This is a genomic window from uncultured Senegalimassilia sp. (genome assembly GCF_934636665.1).
Taxonomy (GTDB): Bacteria; Actinomycetota; Coriobacteriia; order Coriobacteriales; family Eggerthellaceae; genus Senegalimassilia.
This window is the reverse complement of record NZ_CAKUAT010000007.1, coordinates 34534-57195: the sequence shown is the minus strand read 5'-3', so window position 1 is coordinate 57195 and position 22662 is coordinate 34534. Positions and strand designations below refer to the sequence as shown.

At 63.2% G+C, this 22662-nt stretch carries 9 protein-coding genes; 5 read left to right on the top strand and 4 right to left on the bottom strand.

The window, feature by feature from the left end:
* The first annotated feature begins 209 nt into the window (after positions 1-209).
* Entirely contained in the window at positions 210-1412 is a 1203-nt protein-coding gene (locus Q0G75_RS04140) for a diphosphate--fructose-6-phosphate 1-phosphotransferase (RefSeq protein WP_294414965.1), read from the top strand.
* 151 nt (positions 1413-1563) lie between these two features.
* Here the strand turns inward: Q0G75_RS04140 and Q0G75_RS04135 are convergent, their stop codons facing one another.
* The 4 genes from Q0G75_RS04135 to Q0G75_RS04120 all read right to left on the bottom strand — a co-directional run bounded on the left by Q0G75_RS04135 (position 1564) and on the right by Q0G75_RS04120 (position 19056).
* Positions 1564-2166, bottom strand: coding sequence for an HD family phosphohydrolase (locus Q0G75_RS04135; RefSeq protein ID WP_294414968.1), 603 nt, complete (start codon positions 2164-2166; stop codon positions 1564-1566).
* Positions 2167-2426: 260 nt separating this feature from the next.
* Positions 2427-3383, bottom strand: a complete 957-nt coding sequence (locus Q0G75_RS04130) for a putative manganese transporter (RefSeq protein ID WP_294414972.1) — start codon at positions 3381-3383, stop codon at positions 2427-2429.
* 447 nt (positions 3384-3830) lie between these two features.
* Positions 3831-4382 (bottom strand): hypothetical protein, encoded by a 552-nt coding sequence (locus tag Q0G75_RS04125; RefSeq protein WP_294414975.1) that lies wholly within the window; start codon positions 4380-4382, stop codon positions 3831-3833.
* Between the two features lie 4 nt (positions 4383-4386).
* Positions 4387-19056 carry an Ig-like domain-containing protein gene (locus Q0G75_RS04120; RefSeq protein WP_294414977.1) on the bottom strand — a complete coding sequence of 4890 codons (14670 nt, stop codon included), beginning with the start codon at positions 19054-19056 and terminating at the stop codon, positions 4387-4389.
* A gap of 423 nt (positions 19057-19479) precedes the next feature.
* Between Q0G75_RS04120 and Q0G75_RS04115 the strand changes: the two genes are divergently transcribed.
* From Q0G75_RS04115 to Q0G75_RS04100, 4 genes are all read left to right on the top strand, one after another.
* Positions 19480-20433: a transglutaminase family protein gene (locus tag Q0G75_RS04115; protein ID WP_294414980.1), complete on the top strand. Its 954-nt coding sequence runs from the start codon at positions 19480-19482 to the stop codon at positions 20431-20433.
* 293 nt (positions 20434-20726) lie between these two features.
* Positions 20727-21779 (top strand): type II secretion system F family protein, encoded by a 1053-nt coding sequence (locus Q0G75_RS04110; RefSeq protein WP_294414982.1) that lies wholly within the window; start codon positions 20727-20729, stop codon positions 21777-21779.
* A 20-nt stretch (positions 21780-21799) separates the two neighbouring features.
* Complete coding sequence (locus Q0G75_RS04105) at positions 21800-22126, top strand: hypothetical protein (protein WP_294414985.1); 327 nt, start codon at positions 21800-21802, stop codon at positions 22124-22126.
* Positions 22123-22662, top strand: coding sequence for a DUF4860 domain-containing protein (locus tag Q0G75_RS04100; RefSeq protein WP_294414987.1), 540 nt, complete (start codon positions 22123-22125; stop codon positions 22660-22662). Before Q0G75_RS04105 ends, Q0G75_RS04100 begins: the two co-directional genes overlap by 4 nt.

The window sequence follows — 22662 nt, the reverse complement described above, 5'->3', positions numbered from 1 at the left end:
CCGCACGACGCCGCCCCGACCGCCGCGCCTGTAGCCGCGCGACGCCACCCCGGCCGCCACGCCTACGGCCACGCGACACCACCCCGGCCGCCATTCCTTTGGCCATGCCGTTCGCAGCTTTTTTGCAGCCTTTCGCCCCTCGCATGCAGCCAGGCGCGGGCGTGCGATAATGGGGCCTTCCTACCCTGAACAACGTGCAGGAGCATCGCATGGCCAACTGCCTTGTCGCCCAATCGGGCGGCCCCACCGCCGTCATCAACGCCAGCCTTGCCGGCGTCATCCGTGCAAACCAGCTCAACCCGCTCTACGACCGCGTCCTCGGAGGCCTTCACGGCATCGAGGGAACGCTGGCGGGCAACCTGTTCGACCTGACCGATTTGAGCGGCCATGAGATCGAGGTGCTCAAGCAAACGCCCTCGTGCGCGCTGGGCACATGCCGCTACAAGTTCTCTGAAGAGGCCGATTTCCAACGCCTTATCGACGTCATGGACGAGAACGACATCTCCACCATGTTCTACATCGGCGGCAACGGCTCCATGTCCACGGTCGCCGCCATGACCGCCTGGGCCGCCGAGCGCAACCTGGACAAGCGCTTCATCGGCATCCCGAAGACCGTCGACAACGACCTGGGTCTTATGGACCACTGCCCCGGATTCGCCAGCGCCGCGAAGGTTGCGTGCGAGATAACGCACGCCACGCGCATGGACTACGACGCCTACACCCGCCCCGAGGTGTTCGTGCTGGAGACCATGGGCCGCGACGCGGGCTGGCTTGCGGCGAGCACGTGCTTGACCGGCGACGTCGACCTGCTCGTGCTGCCCGAGGTGGATTTCCGCCGCAGCATCTTCTTGGAGCAGGTGCGCGCGAAGATGGAGCAGCAGGGCAGCTGCTACGTGGTGGTGTCGGAGGGCGCGCGCTGGTACGACGGCACGTACCTGTCGGCCAACGGCAAGGCCGCCGACGGGCTGGGCCACGCCATGCTGGGCGGGGCCGCCGGACGGCTGAAGTCCATGATCGTGGAAGCCGGCATCGTGCCGCGCTGCGTGGTGCAGGACCTGTCGCGCGTGGCGCGCTCGAGCAACTTCGCCATGAGCTTGGTGGACCTTGAGGAGTCCTACGACCTGGGCGTTTCCGCCCACATGCGCAGCGCGAAGCCCGAGTTCACCGGGCAGGTGGTGGGCATCCGCCGCGGCCAGGGCGTCGACGGCGGCTATAACACCGAGTTCTTCGCCTGCCCCGCCGCCGATCTGGCGAACTTCGTGCGCCCCTTCCCCAGCGAATGGATCCTGCCGAACTACCAGGGCGTCTCCGACGAGGCGCTGGATTACTTCCGCCCGCTCATCCAAGGCGAGCCGAAGCTGATCTGCGAGAACGGCATCCCCGTGACCATGCGCCCCTTCAACAGGCGCTAGCGAGCAAGGCCTGCAGGCCATAAGGCGAAGCGGCTGCGACCGGGAAGGCAGCGAGTTTGCGGACGGCAAGCGCTAAACGCGAAAACGCCCGGCGACCCCACAACGGGGCGCCGGGCGTTTCGTTGTCTTGCGCTGATAGGGTGCCGAAGCGCTACTCTGCCGCGACGAACGTGTCGCGATCGGGCGCGAACGACTGCATGGCGGCGATGGTGCGCTCGAACAGCTCGTCGAGCTCCCAGCCCAGCATGTCGGCGCCGCGGCGGATGACGTCGCGGTTCACGCCTGCCGCGAAGCGCTTGTCCTTGAACTTCTTCTTGAGCGACTTCACGTTGAAGTCCATGACGGATTTGCTCGGGCGCATGATGACCGCCGCGCCGATAAGCCCCGTCAGCTCCTCGGTGGCGAAGAGGACCTTCTCCATCTGCAGCTCGGGCGCGGGCAGGCTGGGGTTGAAATCGCTGTTGTGCGTCTGGATGGCGCGGATGAGCTCGGGCGATCCGCCGGCAGCCGCGATCAGCTCCGCGGCATACACCGTATGGTTCTCGGGGTCGTCGTCGTGCTCTTCCCAGTCAAGGTCGTGCAGAAGGCCGACGATGCCCCAAAAGCCCTCGTTTTCCGCATCGAACTCGCGGGCGAAATAGCGCATGGTCTGCTCGACCGTCTCGCCGTGCTCGATATGGAACGCATCTTGGTTGTGGGCCTTCAGCAGATCGAAAGCCGCCTCGCGGGCGATCCCGGCATCAAGGGTTGCCATTGCATGCTCCTTTCATCGTTGACGCCCATGCTATCACAGCGGCGCACCGCGCGGCCATGTGCCCGAAACGACGGAAGGGCCGCACCCGCCCCCCGCCTGACGGGATTCGGATGCGACCCTTCAACGGGGACGTTGCTTCAGCGTCGCGCCCGCGATTTCGATCCCACGCGCGGCTTCGGATTTCCTCGGCCATCGCAAACGCGTCGCGTTCGGACGCAAATAACCGCATGGCGGCAGCGACGCGCCGCGATTTCGCCTCCCTAGAACACGATGCCGAACGCGGAGATGATAAGGCCCCAGAACACGCCGGTGGCCCACAGGCCCGCCAGCACGATGAGGTTCTGGCGAAGGCGGCGGTTCGTGCGGAACAGCACCAGCAGGCCCACGCCGGCCGACACCAGAAGACCCGCCATCATGGCGCCCGCGCCGAGCGCGCCCTCGACGTAGAGCTGCGCGATCACCACGCTTGCCGCGCAGTTCGGGATGAGCCCCACCAGCGCGCTGCCCAGCACCGACAGCACCGGGTTGCTGCCCAAAAACGCGCCGAGCGCGTCTTCGCCGACCAGCTCCAGCGCACCGTCGAGCACGAGCGTGATGACGAAGATGAACACCGTGACCTGCACCGTGTGCTTGAGGGCGCTGCGCAGGATGGAACCGCCCTCGTGGTGGTGCTCGTGCTCCTCATCATGCTCGAAATCGTACGCCAGCTCCGGCTGCTGCTCGCAGGCATCGCAATCGCCGTTGCAATGGCAGTGGTCGCGTTCGCACAGCTCGTGGATGCGCAGCTTCTCGCGATCGTGGCGCGCCAGGCGGATGACCGCATCCACTACGAAGCCCATGACCATGCCGATCATCAGCTTCACGCCCATGATCTTCAGGATGGTCATCGGCGCAACTTGCTCGGCCAGGAAGATGGGCAGCATCTCGTCGGACGTGGACAAAAACACCGCGAACAGCGTGCCCAGCGTGATGACGCGGCCCGCCCACAGCGTTGCGGCCGCCGCCGAGAAGCCGCATTGCGGGACGATGCCCACGAGCGCGCCGACCACCGGCCCCGCCGCGCCCGCACGGCGCACGGCCTCCTCGGCCTTGTCGCCCGCCTTGTGCTCGAGCCATTCCATTGCCAAATAGGTGACGAATAGGAACGGGATAAGGTACAGCGTGTCCTCGATGGAGTGCTCGAGGACGTGCCCGATAAGATGCGTGATGTCTTCCATGAACCTTGCCTTGCGATCGAATGATGCCCTTGCCTGCGCATGCATCGCATGCGCTCCGTGTGTCAGGTTCCCAGTTTACAGAACGCGTCAAGCCGAACGTGAAGAAACCGTGAACGATGGCTAACTTTCCCGGCTTTTGCCCCCTCGGACGGATCCGCCTTGCAACCCGCAACGCAAAACTGCCGGGAATCGGGTGAACAGGTTCCAGGAGGGTGTTCACTTGACGCCCCCGCGAACGTGGACAGGTTCCAGGAGGGCGTTCACCCGATGCCACGCGAGCTTGAACAGGTTCCAGGAGAATGCTCACTCGGTGCCACGCGAACTTGAACAGGTTCCTGGAACCTGTTCAGATATGGGACGGGCCCGGGATTTCTCCCGGGCCCGTTTGGGTCTTGCCTGATGCGGTTGATGCAGCGGGCGGCCAGCGAAGCCGTGCGCGCAGACCGGCTAGGCCAGCGCCGCCTTCAGCTGCTCGATGCCGTCGAACGGGGTTTCGCTGTTCCCGTTTTGGCGGTCGATCTTGATGACCGTGCCCTTCCACGTGGGGTCCTTGCGCTGGGCCGCAGAGCTTGCCGCCGCGTCATCGGCGGGCTTGCCGCCTTCCCCATCGTGCTCCTTGAACTCGTCGGTCCACACGACGAAGCGGTAGTCGAACTTCTTGCGGTCCGGCAGGCCCTTGGAATCGAAGCCGTACTTCAGCTGGCCGAGCATGTCGCGCATCACCTCGACCGCGCCGGCTTCCCCGATGCCCACCATGCCGAGCTCGCTGCTGTACAGCGACTTCGGCGACACGTACAGCGTGCGGATCTGGCGGCGGCGACGCTCCTCGACGCGGATGATGATCGCGGCGATGGCCACGATGCCGACCCACCATACGATGGCCAGCGTCAGGTCGAGCGGGCTGTCGATGCGGTTGAAGCCCAGGTGGTACCACAGCACCAGCAGCAGCGCGGCAACGACTGCCGCCACGCCCAGCACCAGATAGTTGCTTTTCCTCATGACCCTAAGCCTCCATTCCGGCGGGCTTGGCGGCGGGAGACCCCGAGGGGTCCTTGCCGTCGCCGTCGCCCAAGACGTCGTTCATGTCGTTGCGCAGCTTGCGCTCGTGGTTCTTACGGCGAAGCGCCACCGCAAGGCCGTAGGCCGCCGTGAGGACCATGCCGACGATCATGTACCAGTGCACCCAGCAATGATCGGCCGCCGACTCCCTGCCCAACGGGTTCTCGGCGTCGTAGATCCGCTCCTCCTCGACCGGGTTATCGGCCTCGGGGCCGCCCGTCGCCGACTCATACGCGCCCTCGAGCACATCGGCCAGCGCATCGAGCGGGCCGGCAGCCGCAGGCGCCGGGGTCGAAGCCGGCGAGCCAGCCGCAGGCACCGGCGCCGTGCCGTCCGGCGTCGTGGCCGGGGCGGGCGTCGAGCCGTTGCCCGGGTTCGGCGTCGCGCCATCCGGGGTCGAACCAGGCGTCGTGCCGTCGCCCGGCGTCGGAGTCGGGGTCGGCTCCGGCGTCGGCGTGGGCTCCGGCTCCGGGGTCGGGGTGGGCGTGGGCTCCGGGTCCGGCGTGGGCTCCGGCGTCGGGGGCGCCGGCGCCGGCGTGACCGTCAACGTGCCCAGATGCTCGTCGATGACGTAGTTGCCCGCATCGACATCGCCCCAGGTGATGCGATAGGTGTTCTCCGAGCTGCCAACCTCGGTCTGGCTGCCGGTGGTGGCGGCCGTGACGCTATCCTCGCCCTGCAGGCCCTCGATCGTCAGCTCGCCGTTCACAAGCTCGCTGCCGTCGTAGACCTTCGAGTCGCTGCCCGTGGTCACCGTCAACGACGCGGGCGTGATGCGGTACGTGCGCTCGACGCTGCCGGCGTAGCTGCCCTTGCCGATGACGGTCACAGTCACCTCGCCGACGTTCTTCGCGTCGCCGGAGAAGGAGAGCTCGTAATCGCGGCCCTTCACCAGCGCCTCGCCGTCCTTGTCGACCACTTCGGGCTCGAAGCGCTGCTCGGCGCCGTTGTACACCGTGTCGGCCAGATAGCCGACCGTCACGCCGCCGAACGCGCCGGCGTCGTCGGGATCGATGGACTGCGCCGACACCGTCAGCGTGCCGAGGTCCTCCTCGACCGTGTAGTTCTCAGCCTTCGCGCTACCGTCCCACACCAGCTCGTAGCCGTTCACGCTCGAGCCGACCTCGGTCTGGCTGCCGGTGGTCTTGAGGGTTGAGGCCTCGCCGTTCACGAAGCCGGACGTCTTGCCTTCGGCCGTCAGCGCATCGCCATCGTAGACCTTGGAGGCGCTCGGGGTAATCACCGTCAGCTTCGCCGGCTCCACCTTGATGGTGCCGTCGACGAACTTGATGCTGAGCTTCGAGGTGACGTCCTCGCCCTCGGCGTTCTTGATGACGAGCACGTCGGCCGTGGCGGCCACCTCGCCGTCGGAGACGTCCTTCGCGCTTGCCGCGGACTCGGCGGTCTCGAGCGAGTAGCCCTCGGGCAGGTTGGCCACCTTGACGGTGGCGCCGTGGGACGCGCCGTCGTAGGCGAACGTGCCGCCCGTGGTGGTCACGACCACCTCGTCGGCAGACTCGGTGACGGTCAGCTTGCCGATGGTCTCGGCCTCAAGCCTGTAGTTCGCCCGCTTCGCCGTGCCGTTCCACTCGATCCTGTAGCCGTTGTCGCTCGAACCGACCTTGGTCTGGCTGCCGACCAGCTTGAACGCGACGGTCTCGCCGTTGACCAGGCCGTCGACCTTGCCGCCGGCGGTCAGGGGCTTGCCATCGTACACCTTGTTAGCGCTTTCGGTGGCCACCGAAAGCGGCGCGGGCGCGATCTGGTACGCCACGTCGACGCTGCCGGCGTAGTCGCCCTTGCCGGTCACGGTCACCGTGACGGTGCCCGCGTCGGTCGCGTTCCCGGAGTAGGTCAGCTCGTAGTCGACGCCCTCGACCAGCACCTTGTCGCCGTCCTTGACGACCGGCTTCTGCTGCTGGGCCTTGCCGCTGTACACGACGTCGGCCGGGGCCTGGACGGTCATGTCGGCCGCGACGATCTGCTTGGCCGTGACGCTCAGCACGCCCTCGTCCTTGGAGATGGCGTAGTTGTCAACGTTGAAGCCCTCGCCCTCGGTATAGGCGATCGTGTTCGCCACCTTGCCGTCGGAGACGTGGGTAGCGCTGCCCGTGGCGCGGACGTCGGATACCTGGCCGTCGACGAAGCCCTCGTCGCCGAGCTGCTTCCAGCCGGCAACCTCGGGCCTGGTGAGCACGATGCCGTCGAACACCTTCGAGGCGCTGTCGCTCTTCAGGTTGACCGCGCGCTTGGCGATAGACAGCTGCTGCGAACCGTACACGTAGCCCTCGTAATTGCCCTGGCTGGACGCACGGAGCTGGACCGTTGCGGAATCTGCCACGTCGGTCGCCGTGAGCGAGCCGGGGTCGGTCGTCCACGTCGCGCCGTCAAGGCTGTACTCGATGGTCACCGCATCCTGCGTCGGGACCGCTGCCGTGGCCGCCTTCGCCGCAAGCGGCTTGCCATCGTAGACCTTGGAGGCGGAGCTGCCGCTCAGCGAGATCTTCCCCTCCGCCTTGGCGGCGGTCACTTCCAGCGACCCGATGGTATCGGCGCCGTGGACGTAGTTGCCTTCCTTCGCGGACTTGTCGAACGCGATGACGTATGCGTTCGCGCTGGAGCCCGCATCGGTCTGGCTGCCGGTCACGGAAAGCGACGCCTCCTCGCCGTTGACCAGGCCGACGATCTTGCCGGGCGCCGTCAGCGCGGTGCCGTCGTAGACCTTGAAGGCCCCTTCGGTCACGACATGGTACTCGGCGGGCGCGATCTTGATGGCGCCGGTCTGCTTCTCGATATCCAGCTTGCCGGTGACGTCCTCGCCCTGGGCGTTGACGATGACCAGCTCGTCGACCGAGGCGGTCACGCCTGCCTCGTCGGTCGCGTCGGTGGCCGTGGCGTTGGAGCGCGCGGCCTTCACCGAATAGCCCTCGGGCAGGCCGGACACCGTCACGTCGACGCCGTGGGCCTGGCCGTCGTAGGTGCCGGAATAGCTACCCGGCGTCGCGACCACGCGGCCAGCGAACTCGGTGACGGTCAGCTTGCCGACGGTCTCGGAGACCGTGTAGTTCGCCTGCTTGGCGGTGGCGCCGGCCGCCGCCCAGTCGATGGCGTAGGTGTTGTCGCTCGTGCCGACCTCGGTCTGGGAGCCGGTGGTCTCGAAGGGCACGGACTCGCCGTTGACGAAGCCGGAGACGGAGCCGGCGGCGGTCAGGGCGTTGCCATCGTAGACCCCGGAGGCGCTCGGCGTGGTAACCGTCAGCGGCGCGGGCGCGATGCGGTACGCGCGCTCGACGCTGCCGGCGTAGTTGCCCTGGCCGGTCACGGTCACCTTGATGGCGCCCGTCACGTTGGTGAAGTCGTCGGCGCCGTAGGACACCGTGTAGTCGACGCCTTCCGTCAGGACCTTCTCCCCGTCCTTCACCTCGGGAGCCCACTTGTGCTCACGGCCGTCGTAGACAAGGTCGCTCGGGCTGGAAACCGTCATGTCGGCAGAGGAGACGATGTCCTTCGCGACGACGGACAGCTCGCCCTCGCTCTTCTCGATGGCGAAGTTGCTTGCCTTGAAGCCGTCCTTCCAGGTGAAGGCGATGGTGTTGGGAACCTTGCCCTCGGCCACCGTCATGACCTTGCCGACCGCCTTCAGGTCATCGACCTGGCTGCGGAACAGGGCCTCGGCGCCCTGGACCGTCACCGCGTCGTCGGACTGGTACGCGCCGTTGTACACGAACTCGCGCGTGTTGGACGCAAGCTTCACGGAAGCGGGCGTGATCTGGTACTCCCTGGTGACGGAGCCGGTGTAGTCGCCGATGCCCGCAATGGTCACCTTGATGGCGCCCGTCACGTTGGTGAAGTCGTCGGTGCTGTAGGCCACCGTGCAATCGCGGCCCTCGACGAGCGCGTTGCCGTCCTTGCCGGTGACCACGGGAATCCACTTATGCTCGCGCGCGTCGTAGATGGCGTCGCTCGGGGCGTTGACCTTCACCCCGGCATACGCGCCCGGGGTCGGGTCGTCCGGGTTGATGGACTGCGCGCTCACCGTCAGCGTGCCGTACCTATAGGTGATGTCGTAGTTCTCCACCTTCGTGGCGCCGTTGCCGGGCTTTGCGGCGAAGGTGTTCTTGCTGGAGCCCACGGAGGTCTGGAAGCCGAAGAAGTCGTAGCCGAGCTCCTCGCCGGAGGCAAGCGAGCCATCCTCCACGCTGACCTTGCTCTCGGTGAGCGCGGTACCGTCGTAAACCTTGGAGGCGTCGCCGGAGACAAGCGTCACCGGACGCTTGGTCACCACAAGCGAGGCCTTGCCGGTTGCCACATTACCGAACTGGTCGGTGACGTCCTCACCGGCGGCGTTCGTGATGATATAGGAATCGACCTCGGCCGTAACGTACCCGGCGTCGGTGATGGAGCCCTTGGTCTTGGCCGAAAGGGTGAAGCCCACGGGCACGCCGATCGCGTTGACCCCGGCGCTTTCAAGGGCCGTGCCGTCGTAGTCCTTGGTGCCGCCCTGCGGGATCACCACGATGCCGACCATGCTCTTGGTGATCTCGAGCGTGCCGAGGTTCTCCTCGACCGTGTAGTTCTCCGCCTTCGCGTTGTCGTCCCATACCAGCTCGTAGCCGTTCGCGCTCGTGCCGACGGTGGTCTGGCTGCCGGTGGTCTTGAGGATGGCCGCCTCGCCGTTCACGAAGCCGGACGCCTTGCCCTCGGCCGTCAGCGCGCTGCCGTCGTAGGGCTTGGAGGCGCTCGGCGTGGTCACCGTCAGCTTCGCCGGCGCGATCTTGATGGCGCCGGTCTGCTTCTCGATATCCAGCTTGTCGGTGACGTCCTCGCCCTGGGCGTTGACGATGACCAGCTCATCGACCGAGGCGGTCACGCCCGCCTCGTCGGTCGCGTCGGTGGCCGTGGCGTTGGAGCGCGCGGCCTTCACCGAATAGCCCTCGGGCAGGCCGGACACCGTCACGTCGACGCCGTGGGCCTGGCCGTCGTAGGTGCCGGAATAGCTACCCGGCGTCGCGACCACGCGGCCAGCGAACTCGGTGACGGTCAGCTTGCCGACGGTCTCGGAGACCGTGTAGTTCGCCTGCTTGGCGGTGGCGCCGGCCGCCGCCCAGTCGATGGCGTAGGTGTTGTCGCTCGTGCCGACCTCGGTCTGGGAGCCGGTGGTCTCGAAGGGCGCGGACTCGCCGTTGACGAAGCCGGAGATGGAGCCGGCGGCGGTCAGGGCGTTGCCGTTGTAGACCCTAGAGGCGCTCGGCGTGCTCACCGTCAGCGGCGCGGGCGTGATGAGGTACGCCACGTCGACGCTGCCGGCGTAGTTGCCCTTGCCGGTCACGGTCACGGTCACCATGCCCGCATCGGTCGTGTTCTCAGAATACGTCAGCTCGTAGTCGACGCCTTCAGTCAGCACCTTTTCGCCGTCTTTCACGACCGGCTTCTGTTGCTGGCTTTCACCGTTGTAGGTTACGTCGGGCAGGCTGCCGACGGTCATCTGGGCGATGCCCTTCGGCGTGACGGTCAGCGTGCCGTCGTTCTGCGCGACGATATTGTAATTGCCTTCCTTGGCGGTATCCCACGTGAAGCCCGACACCGTGTTGGCGGACGAGCCGACCTCAGTCTGGGAACCCTGGGTTTGGGCGGTCGCGGTCTCGTCGCCGACAAGGCCCTCGATCGTCGCGCCCGCTGTCAGGGCTTCGCCGTCATAGACCTTGGAAGCGCTGCCGGCGTTCACGGTCAGCGGGGCCTTCGTAATCTCATACGTCTTCACGCACGTGCCCATATAGTTGCCCTTGCCGGTGATCGTCACGGTCACCGTGCCCGCGTCAGTCGTGTTCTCGGAATACGTCAGCTCGTAGTCGACGTCCTCAACGAGCTTGTTGCCGTCCTTGTCGGTGACCTCGGGAGCCCACTTGTGCTCCGCGCCATCGTAGACATGGTCGTTCGGCTCGTTGATCGCGACGCCCTTATAGGAATCCGGGTTCTGCGGATCGGGCGCGATGGACTGATGCGTCACCGTAAGGGTGCCGACGTGATCGGGGATGATGTTGTAGTTGTTCTCCGCACCGGGCTTGAGCTGATAGGAGATCGCGTTCTTGGAGGAGCCGACCTCGGTCTGCGAGCCCGTTGCGCGCACCTGGCCATCGCCGGCAAGGTCGGTCCAGATGAAGCCTGTGTCCGGACGATTCGGGCCCATGTCGACCCAATCCTTCGTAAGGGGCGCACCATCGTAGACCTTAGAGGCGCTGGCAGACGTCAGCTCGACGTCGCGCTTCTGAATGGTAAGCGTCTGCTCTGCATACTTATAGCCGCTGTAGTTCGCGGCGGAAGCGCGAACCTCGACGGTCAGGGTGCCGGCGTTGATCGCCGTAATCGCGGAAGGGTTGCTGCGCCACTCGGTATCGGCGCTACCCTTGACACGATACTCAAGGTTCACGTCGGTTCCCGCAACGGAAGCCCAAGCCGTTGCGGCGCCCGCCTCATGCGATGACGTATCATATATATAGGTAGCGTTGTTCGGCGTAATGGTGATGCCATCTTCGGCCGCAAGCGCCGTGATGCTCAGCTTGCCCTCGTCCTTGGAGATGTCGTAATTGTTCGCGCTATAACCAGCGTTCGCATCGTATGCGATCGAGTTGGTGACCTCGCCCTGGGCAACGGTGGTCACGGAACCCGTAGCGCGAACGTTGAAAACCTCGCCCGTCACAAAACCGGTGTCTCCCTGCTGCTGCCAGCCGGAAACCTCGGGCTTGGCAAGCGGGGTGCCGTCGTAGGGCTTAGAGCTGCTCTGGGATTTCAGATTAACGGTGCGCTTGGTGATCTGGTACGTGCGCTTGACCTCGCCGGTATAGTTGCCGATGCCTTTGATGGTCACCGTGATCTCGCCGGCAACATTGGTGCGGTCGGCGGTGCTATATTCGACGGTGTAATCCTTGCCCGCCTCAAGCGTGCGCTCCCCATCCTTAACGACGGGCGTCCATGTCTGATCCTGGCCGTTGTAAACGACATCCGCAGGCGAATCGACGGACATCGTGTTCTTCGGGTTCCCGGAATCGGGAACGATGGACTTCGGCGTGATGGTCAACGCGCCATCCGTTACGCCGAACGTGACCTTCGAGAAGTTGCCGCTCTTGTTGGCGAACTGATCGGAAGCAAGGTTCATGTCGTAGGTTCCGACATTTGTCCCCTTGGCAATGGCTTCGCCGCTGAAGGTGAAGTCGCCTTCCTTGTACAGCGGATTGGATGCCTCCTCGACGAAGTCGTAGCCTTCGACGGACTGCTCGGAGCCGTTATATTCGACGGTCTTGTTATGGCCGGCGATGGTCGCAAACACCTCGGAATCGCTCGCGGTCACCACGAGCTTACCGAACTTGGTCGTCACCAGGTAGTCGCCGGCGTTCGTGCCTTCGTTGAAGGTGTAGTCGAAGGTGTTGTCGCTTTCGCCGGCATCGGTCTGAGAGCCGGTGACGTTGATGGACACCCCCTCGCCTTCGATGAAGCCGGTCCCCTTGCCCTTCGTTTCAACCGTCACGGTATCATTGGTAAGCGGTTTGCCGTCGTATTTCTTGTTATCGCCCTTAGAAGTCAACTTGACCGGGCGGCTGGTAATGGCGACCCACTCCCCGTTTTCCGCGTACTGACCATCAGCGTAGTTTGCGCCCGTCGCACGCAGCATCACCAGCTGAGCGCCGAAATGGGTCAGCGTGATCTCGGACGGGTTGTCCGTCCACTGCTTGCCGTCGATGCTGTACTCCACCTTGAGCGCATTGCCGAACTCATCGGTGGCTGTTGCGACACACGCAGAAAGCGGCTTGCCGTCGTAGACCTTCTGCACATCGTGCACGTCCCAGACAACGCCGTCAGCGTCAATCGTGCCGCCCTTGATCTTAAGCGCGCCGTCAACAACCACGAACTCCACGTTGCTGAAGTTGCCGCTAATGTTGGAGAACTGCCCGGAAGCCAGGTTCATATAATAGGTGCCGGCATTCGTGCCCTTGGCAACGGCCTTTCCGCTGAAGGCAAAGTCGCCTTCCTTGTACAGAGGATTGGATGCCTTGATGTCGTAACCGGCCACACTCTGCTCGGAGCCGCTGTAGGACAGCGTGTCGCTCTTGCCCGTGATGGTGACGGTGACCTTGTCGGCAACCGGCGTCACCTCAAGGGTGCCTTCTTTCTTAGTAATAGTGTAGTTGTCGAAGTTAGTGCTCGAATTGGCCGCATACGTGAACGAGTTGGTCACCGTGCCAGCGTCGGTGATGGTGCCCGTCACGCTATAGCTTGCGCCCTCGCCCGCAACGAAGCCGTCGCCGCCAACGGTGACGCGATCGTTTGTCAGCGCCTCGCCGTTGTACACCCGGCTCTCGCTTGCCGAAGTCAGCGCGACGGAGCGCTTCGCGATCTTCAGCTCACCCGGGACCAGCTTTACGGCGAACTGGCTGGACACATCGTTGCCGTCAGCATCCTTCACCACCGGCGCGCCGCTGATGGTGTTCGCATATTCGCCGGCGTTAACGGCCTTCGGGTCGGAGGTCTTCAGGCCCTCGACCGTGTACTTCTGGCCGTCCACCGTGAACTCGGACGTTTTCAATCCCGTCGCCGCGTGCTCAACGCCGTCGTACGTATTGCCGGTGGAGGAGTTCGCTTCGACCGTGACCTGGTACTGCGCCTGGCGATTGGTCACCGTCAGCTGACCGGGGATCACGCTGATCTCGTAGTTGGCTGCCTTGGTGTTCTCATTCAGCGTGCAGCTGAACGCGTTGGGGCTGCCGCCCACCAACGTCTGAGAGCCGGTGAAGGTATAAGCGGCGCCTTCGCCTTCGGCCCAGCCGGACTCCACCGCAAGCGGGGTCTGCTCTTCGCCACCTTTTTTATTGGTCAGAGCCGTGCCGTCATATTCCTTCTCAAGGTCGGCGGACTGAAGCTTCACCTCCGCCTTGGAGATAGCAACGAAACCGTTCGTGATTTCAAAGCGCACGTTGGGGAAGTTGACGTCATCGGCATTCTTGAACTTGCCCTGCAGGTCCATGACGGTCGTGCCGGCATCGGTGCGCGACACGCTGTTCTCGCCGGAGAAAGCAACCTTTGCGCTGGTGTACAGCGCGTTAGTGGACGCAAAGGTATAACCGGTAGCCGTCAAAGGCTTCCCGTTGTAAGCGCCTTCGGCATGTTTGCCCACAATGGTCACGACGACCTCATTGGACACCGGGTTCACCTTCAGGACGCCCTCTGCCTTGGTGACGTTATAGTTGCGGTAGGCGCCCTCGGCGTCTTGCGCCAGCTCCTCGCCCGCAGCGTTCACCAGCTTGTACGTGAACGCGTTGGCGCTGCTACCGGCGTCGGTCTGAGAACCCGTAACATCTGCGATGAACTTGTCCCCGGTAGCCAGGCTACCGCTCGTAACGCTCACGGTACGATCCTCAAGCGGGTTGCCGTCGTAGGTTTTCTCAGCCGGCGTGGCGGAAGTCAGCGTCACGGCGCGCTTCGTGATGGTGAGCGAGCCGTCGAGGATTTCGAACTTCACGTTGGTGAAGTTGACGCTGTTGTTCTTGAAGTCCTCGGGCTTGAGGTTCATCTCGTACGTGCCGGCATCGGTGCCCTTGGCAACCTGATCGTCAGCGGAGCCAACGAACTCGATATCCGTGGCGGCATATTCCCTGTTCGAGATGTCGCGAAGCTCGTAGCCCTTGACGGACTGTTCGAAACCGCTGTAATCCTTCGTGCCAGATTTCTTGGCGATGGTGACGACCACCTCGTCGGTGTTGGGCGTCACTTCAAGCTTGCCGGGGTTGTACGTGATGCTGTAGTTGGAGGCCTTGGTACCGCTCTTGAGCACAACGCTTTCCTGCACCACGTTGCTCGCGGTTTCGCCGACATCGGTGATGGAGCCGTCGACCTTAGCGGATGCGATATCGTCCTCGCCAACGAAGCCTTCGGCGGCGAACTCGCGTTCCGCCTCAGCGGCGGTCAGCGGAGACCCGTTGTAAGCCCTGGTCGCAGAGCCGGCGGTCACGGTCACCTCGGCAGGCTTGATGGTCAGCGTGCCCGGGGCGACGCTGATGGAGAACTCCGCCGTCACGTCGTTGCCGTTCGGGTCGGTCACCTTATAGCCGCCTTCGCCGCTCGTGACGATATTTTTGTAGGTGCCAGCATCCGTGCCCGAAACGTTCGCATGGTAATTGAAAACAGTGTACTCAACGCCGTCGAAGGTCCACTTATCCTGCTCCACGCCAGACACCGTGTGCTCTTTGCCGTCATAGGTAGCGCCGTTATCGCTCTTACCCATCAGCGTGATGGCGTACTTCTTGTCGTCCGAACGATGCTTCACCGTCAGCGTTCCCTGCGCAGTGGTGACGCTGTAGTTGTTCCCGTTCGTCCCCTCCTGGAACTTCCAGCTATTGTCCTTGATGGTGCTGGCAGAGGTGCCGCACTGGGTCTGCGAGCCCTCGACGGCAACGTCGGAGATGTCTTGGCCGTCGACGAAGCCCTTGGTAGTAAACTTCGGGTTGGCCTGATCAGCGGTCAGCGCGCTGCCGTCGTATTCCTTTTCCGCGGACCCAGCCGTGATCGTCACCGGACGCGTATCGATGGTGAGCTTTCCGTTCTCAGTCGTGATCTTGAACTGGTCGGTCACGTCGTTGCCATGGGGGTCGGTAACGACGACGTCGGAAACCTTGTTCTCATACGTGCCGGCGTCCACCTTGCTTTCGGCACCGGACGTCTTAGCCCGAATGGAGAACTGAACGCCTTCTTTATTAGTATAGGAGGTCGTCTCCAAGCCGGTTGCGCTATGAGGCTGCCCATCATAGCCGGACGTGCCGCTTGCACCTTTGACGGTGACCTCGTACTTCTTGTTGTCGGCACGCTTGTTCACGTACAGCTTTCCGTACTCGTACGTGATCTCGTAGTTATCGAAGTTGGTACCGGAACGGGGCTTGCACTCGAACTTGTTGTCATAACAGCCGGGGGCGATGTTGTTCTCGTCGAACCATTTGACGTTCTTGTTGTCCACGCCCTCGCCCTCGACGAAGCCGTCGCCCTCGAAGGTCTTCTGGGTGGTGGTGTCCTTATCCTTGTCGTAGACGTCCTTCGTCCCGTCGACGCGAATGTCGGTTTGACGCTGGAGCGTGCGGCCGTCGTAGTTCTTATGGCCGTCCTCGGACCACAGGGTCACCTTTCGCTTGGTGATCTCAAGCGAACCGTCGACGACTTCGAACTTCACCTTGGCGTAGTTGCCGTCAGAAGAAACGAAGCTAGCGGCAGTAAGCCCCATATTGTAGGTGCCGGCATCCTTGCCCTTGGCCTCAGCCGTTGCGCTCTCCGCAAGGGCGATCTTCGACTGATCGAAGCCGTCGGGCGCCTCGGTCACGTCCCAACCGGAGACGGCCTGCTGCTTGCCGTTGTATTTCTCGGTACCCGTCTTGCCCGTAATCTTCACGACGACCTCGTCGGTAACCGGGCTGATGTGCAGGTTGCCGTCCGTCGTCCCGGTCACGACGTACTTGTTATCGGAGCTGACCTTGCCGATGGTGCCATCCGCGAACGTATACGGGTAGTCACCGGCGTTCGTGCCCTTGCCGCCCTCGAGCGTCACGCCGTCGAAGCTGGTGCTCTCGCCCCCGGGAAGGTTCGTCTTGTAGCCTTCGACGCTCTGCTCGGAGCCGTTATAGGTTTTGGAATCGGTGTTCGCCGTCAGCGAAACGTTCTGGCGGTAGTAGAACTTCACCACGTTCTGGGACTCGTCGACGCCGAGTTTGAGGTCCTTGACGTTATCGCTGACCGGTGTATAGCCCTCGAACGTCTTGGGCTCAATCCCGGCGACCGTGTCGCCCACATGATGGTCCGAATCATGGCGGTCCGAATCGCTCTCAGTCAAAAACGGGGTGTCCGAACCCGTCCAGCAATACTCGACGCGATAGCCCACCGGATTTGCGGTGTAGAAGAAGTCGATGGAGGAATCAGTGCCCACCACACCGGATTTCGACTCGCTGGAGACAGGCGTATAGCCCTCAACGGAAATAGGGCTCTGCACAACCTTCTGACCCTTCATGTAGCCGGAAAGGGTCTTGGATGGCGCAACCTGGATTGTGGTCCCCTTAAGATAATAGTTGACCTGGATGGACTGATCGCAAGCCACATACTTGCCGTAGTAGTTCACGTTCTCGCTCGTGCGCATGGGGAACGACACCGCCTGCGTGCAAGCCTGATCGGAATACCATCCCATGAACTTATATTTCACACCGTTGACGGTCTTCTCATCAGCGGGGGTTTTGGAAGGGGCGGCAACCTGCGCAATGCCCTTTTCCAGCTTGTACGTAGCAGCATCATACTGAGCGAAGCCAGACGCATTGGCATCCTGCAGATAGAACACCGCATTGATCGCCTTGCTGCACTTCACCACCACTTTGCAGTCAAGGTGGTACCCGCAACCGACGTTCGTATTATTCGAGATTTTGTACGGATAGAGCGCAATCTCCTCCACGTCGTCTTCCGTGATCTGAGTGCCCTGCTCCTTGGAGAGCGTGTCCTTCCACGCCTGGAAAACGGCGTTCCAGTACTGGTTATATGCGCCGTTCCTATCGAGCACCCAGCTTGAACCCGTGCTTCCATCAGGCCATTGCGTCACGCGATTCGCCACGTTGTCGTAACTGTTCTTGCCGCCCGGAAGGTTCAAACCGTCAAGATTGACCTTGACCCCTAAGGCATGATTTCCACCGGAGGGAAACCAGGAGGCAGTGCCGTTGCTGTCCGGGTTGGCGGTAGGGCTATTCTGGAAGAACAGATAGCAACTCATCGCCGAGGCTTTCGACTTCGTCACCGTCACTTCGTGGGTGGCGGTGAGCACCTTGCCCTCCGCAGTGACCGTGGTTGCCGTGATGGTGACCTTGCCCGCCTTGACGCCGATCACCTTGCCGGAGGCATCGATGGTGGCGACCGAGGGGTCGCTCGACGTCCACGTGACATTCGTATCTGAGTCCGTGGTCAGCGTGATGTTCTTGAACTGCTCGACGGTGTCATCCCCCGAAATGGACAGCGACGTCGCCGCCGGCTTCTTCATCACATGGATGATGAATGTTTCAGTATGCCAGCCCAAAGCGTAGTACTCGCGCTGCACTGTCGCATCGCCGACCTTAAGGCCCTTTGCGATTCGCGACCCGCTGCTGGACTCGGACAGCTCGATGTTCTCGGAGCCGCTGGACACCGTCCACGACTCGCCCCACCACGCGCTTCCGTCGCCTTTCAGGTCAACGCTTTCGCCAGTATAGATCCATTTCTCGAAGTCCGTGCTGTCGGGCTTTTTGGTGGGAATGGTGATTTCGATCTGACCCACGGCTTCGAAGTCGTAGATCCATCCGTTATTCGGCTTGACAATTACCGTATAGGTGCCGGGCTTAGAGAACTCGTTCGCATCATGCCAATACTGGCTGGCGTTTTCGATCCTCTGGCCATCTCGATAGTATTCAAACGGGAGGAAAGCGCCGCTTGGCGCATCGGCAAGGCTGAACACCTTTCCCGTCTCGTCGTCTTTGATCTGCGGAATCCAGAAATGATCCTGGCCTTCCGCGACCGGCTCCGGTTGCACGACAGTGAACGTGCGCTTCTTGACGGTCACGTTGAAAGCCAAGCGGTCGTCACCTTGGTTATGCCACGTGCCGGACTGGTCAATGTATCCCAGGTAGATGGTCGTCGTCTTCTCGGACCCGGTGAACGCCCAGTTGCTGGTTGCGGTCAGCGTGATGGACTTCTTGTCGGCCGAAACGTCCCATCCGGAGAAAAGGCCATCGCCGCCATACCAGTTGTCGATCCTCATATCCCCGTTATAGGTAAGCGTGATGGTGTTGCCTTGAGCTACGGAGTTGGGGCCGGAGATGGCACCCGCGCCCACGGCGGAGACCTGCGCCTCCTCGGCGGCGGCGTCGTCGCCTTCGATAGAGACAGCGGCGGTATCCTTGCCGGAATCGCTGGAAACAGCCTCGGTCTCGAGCGTCACGGTCGCGCCAGCGGCGACGTCGGCGGCGGAGACGGTGTAGACGCCCTGGTCATCGGGGGAGATGGGGTTCTCCTTGCCTGAAACCTTGAGCACCGCCTTCGTGAGGCTATAGCCGTTATCGGGGGACACCGTGAACTTGAAGTCGTCCTTCACGGGCACGGTGACCTTATGCGCAGGCGCGGAAACGACCTGGTTCATATACGTGATGGAGGCGTTGCCCAGCACCAGCTCGACGTCGGCCGTGTCGGCATCCTCCTTCGCGCTTTCGACCTGCTGCGTTGCAGCGGGCTGCGCGGACTCGGAAGCGCCCGAAGCCGCCTGCTGCTGCGACGTCGTGGACGCAGTCTGCTCGCTTGCTGCAGGCGCTGCAGAACTTGCCGCGGACGCCGCGGAGCTTGCCACCGTATCAGCGGCCTTGTCGGCCGAGCTCGTGGCTGCACCGGACGAGGCGCCTTCCACCTGCGCCGCCGCATCGTCTGCGGCTTCGCCATCCCCGGCGTACACCTGCGACGGCGAGACCGCCGGCCAGCCGAATCCCATCAAGACGACGGACAGCGCCACGGACAGCGCCTTGTGGCCCAGCGAATATCGCTGCGTCATGCTCTCCACCGTCAGCTCGTTGTTCTTTGCCTTCATATTGTTCACCTCATCAAGCGTTTCCGTCGGAAACGTTCGCAGTTGAAATACCGTTTCAGCCCGTCTCGCCGCCGCGCGCGATCATTCGAAGCGCGCAGTCGGCCTAGCGTAGGCTATTGTGGGCAATTATATAACGATTCCCCCTATTCTGTACCTCCCCTGCCACTAATTATCTGCATTCAAATCAAATAAATTCATATACGAAATCCCAGTTCAATATACGATTCTGCCCATTTCTTCGATTCGCCCGTAACAAACAACGCCCCTTTTGTATGTCCACAGAACTGTCACCCCTCCGATAGAAGGGGTTTCCGGGCTTTCCCGACAATGTGATGAACGATGGAGCGAACGAACGATCTCGTGTCAAAACCGTTTAGCTGCGCAGGCCGAAACCCCACCCTCCACGCGTATAATCGACGCATCATGGAATCATCCGCACAGACAAGGCGCACCTCCCCGCTCATCGCCGCCATCGCGGCGACGGCCTTCTGCGCCCTGCTGTGGCTTACCGCATGCAGCGGATCCGGCGGCGCGGAAGGCGCCGGCAAGGACCAGGCCATCGGCGCCGCGTTCTCCCCTGCCGCAACAGTCGAGGAAGCGCAGTTCGACGCGAGCGCCGCCACGGGCGCCAACGACGCGCTCATCGATGCATCCCACGCCCAAAACGGCTACGTCAGCGTGAGCGCCGCTTCGAGCGCGCGCATAAAAGCCCAGGTCATCAGCGGTCAAGCAAGCTCTAGCTTCGACATTCCCCAAGACGGCACGCCCATCGCGTGCCCGCTGGCGTTCGGCGACGGCCCGTACACGGTGCGCATCATGCGCAACACGTCGGGCAACAACTACGTTGAGCTGTGCAGCGCCGACATCGACGTCGCGCTGACCTCGGAGTTCGCCCCGTTCCTGCGCCCGAACGTCTACTGCAGCTACACCGCTTCCAGCAGCTGCGTGGCCAAGGCCCGCGAGCTAGTCGAAGGCTGCGAGAACCAAGGGGAGGCCCTACGCGCGATCTGCACCTACATCGTTGACAACGTCGCCTACGACGACGACAAGGCCGCAAAGCTCAAGGATTCCACCGGATACATCCCCGACCCGGACGAGACGCTGCAGTCGGGCAAGGGCATCTGCTTCGACTACGCAAGCCTGGGCGCCGCCATGCTGCGAAGCCAAGGCATCCCCGCGAAGATCGTCACCGGAACCGTCTCGCCGCAGGGCATCTACCACGCCTGGATCATGGTGAACATCGACGGCACCTGGCAGAGCGCCCGCTTCAGCGTTTCCCCGAACACCTGGTCGCGCATTGACTTGACCTTCGCGGCAACAGGGGGCGGGGCGAACGTCGGGGACGGGGAAAGCTACACCGACCGCTACGTGTACTAGCCGCGCAACATCCCCGCAGCCATGCGGCAGGGACGGAGCCCACCGAATCGCTGCCGAAAGCGCCGCCCGAAGCCAACCCCCGTTCCCCCAGGTGGCGCATGGTGTTGCAAGCCCCTATCCCACCGGCATCCCACCCCGCGCGGGCCGAAGCGCTCGCTACTGAAATCCCTTCGCCCGCTACATAGTGGCCCCGGGGTATCAGCTTCTTCTCAAAAACAGGCGAAAACGCACGTCATCGCCTACTATATGTGAGACAATAACGAACGTTTTAACCGATAACCCAGGAGGTACCGATGACAGGAAAGCTTCTGGAGAGCGGCGCCATCAGCGCGTTCTGCAGCAGCGTGGCGACCATGCTGGCTGCCGGCGTCCAAACGGACGAAGCCGTCCACATGCTTGCGGAGAACCGCGAGCAATCCGAGTTCAAGCGCGTCTGCGACGCGGTCTACTCCAAAGTCGTCGAAGGATCCAACCTTGCCGACGCCATGGAGGCCACCGGCGCCTTCCCCGCCTACGCAACGGAAACGGTGCGCGTCGGCGAGGCATCGGGCCGTACCGAGCGCGTGCTGCGAAGCCTCGGGCGCTACTACGATAGCGAAGGCCGCGCGTTCGCCAAGCTGCGCAACTCGGTCGGCTACCCGGCGGCGCTGCTGTGCATCATGAGCGTCATCCTGGTGTTCACCGTAGCGGTCATCCTCCCCATCTTCTCCAGCGCCTACGAGAACCTGTCCGGCTCCATGACCTCGGGATCCTTCAACACCGTGGGCGTGTCCGTTGCCATCGGCTGGGTCGCCCTGGCCATCGTGCTGGTCGCCACCATAGCCGCCCTGTACATCGCCATCTGCGCACGCAGCGAGGGCGGGCGCGACCGCGTGCTGAAGATGCTCGAGCGCTACCCGGGCACCCGCCGGGCCATGTACCAGCTGGCGCTCTCCCGCTTCGTCAGCGCGCTTTCGTCCCTGGTGGCATCGGGCGTGCAGGAAGAGGACGCCATGCGCAAGGCCATGGCCACCATCGACAATGCGCAGCTTAAGGCAAAGCTGCAGGCCGCCTACGATTCCATGATCGACCTTGATAACCCGCGCAGCCTTGCCCAGGCAATCAACGAGCACGAGATCGTCGAGCCCGTGTACGGCCGCATGCTGCTCATGGGCACGCGTGCTGGCTCCGTCGACGAGGTGCTCGGCCATCTTGCGCAGGTGTTCTTCGACGACGCCAACGTGCAGATCGACGCCGCGGTCGACCGAGTCGAGCCCACGCTGGCGGCGTTTTTGACCATCGCCGTCGGCGCAACCCTGATCGCCGTCATGCTGCCGCTCATCGGCATCATGGGATCGATCGCGTAGCGAAACCGCAGGTGACAGCCATGTTCCACGAACTCACCGACAACGATATCAAGCGGCGGCGCAAGCGCATCGCCGTCACCGCATGCCTGGTAGCGGCGCTCGTCGTCGCCGCCTTCGCCGTATACGGCGTCGTGCAGGAGAACGCCAAGACACAAGGCGCCGTGGCCCTGCGCGATTCCGTCCTGGCCGCAGCCAAGCAGTGCTGCGCCATCGAGGGCAGCTACCCGAGCTCGCTCGAGCACCTTGAGGAAAGCTACGGCCTGACCATCAACCATGATGACTACGTGATCACCTACGAGTGCTTCGCCGACAACATCATGCCCAGCGTGGTGGTGACGCCCCGATGAACCCGCAGGCGAACGAAACCCACAAGCAGCGCATCCACGCCATCGCTTCCGTGACGCAAGATGCGCCGTCCAACGAAAAAGGGGCCGCCGCAAGGCGCGCCTTCCCCACGCTGCTGCTAGCGGTGTTCTTTGCGGCGCTGCTCTTGGCCATGATCTCGGGCGTGACCGTATACAAAGCCATTTCCGCAGATCAGCAGGCTAGCAGCGCACAGCGCGAAGGGGCGGGGCTCATCTGCAACGTCGTGCGCGCCAACGATTCCAAGGGCGCCATCGCCCAAGGCCAGGGGCCGGAGGGCAAGTCTCTCGTGGTGGTGGAGCCGCTGGATTCCGGCACGTACGAGACGCGCTTCTACCTGTACGAAGGCAAGGTCGTGCAGGAGTACAGCCTGGCAGGCAGCGGGTACACGCCCGAGAAGGCCACCGAGGTGACAACTTCCGACACCTTCGATTTCTCGTATTCCAACGGCCTTCTTGCCGTGACCACCGATCAGGGAACCGCCGAGGTGGCCCTTCGCTACATGCAGGGAGGTGCCTAG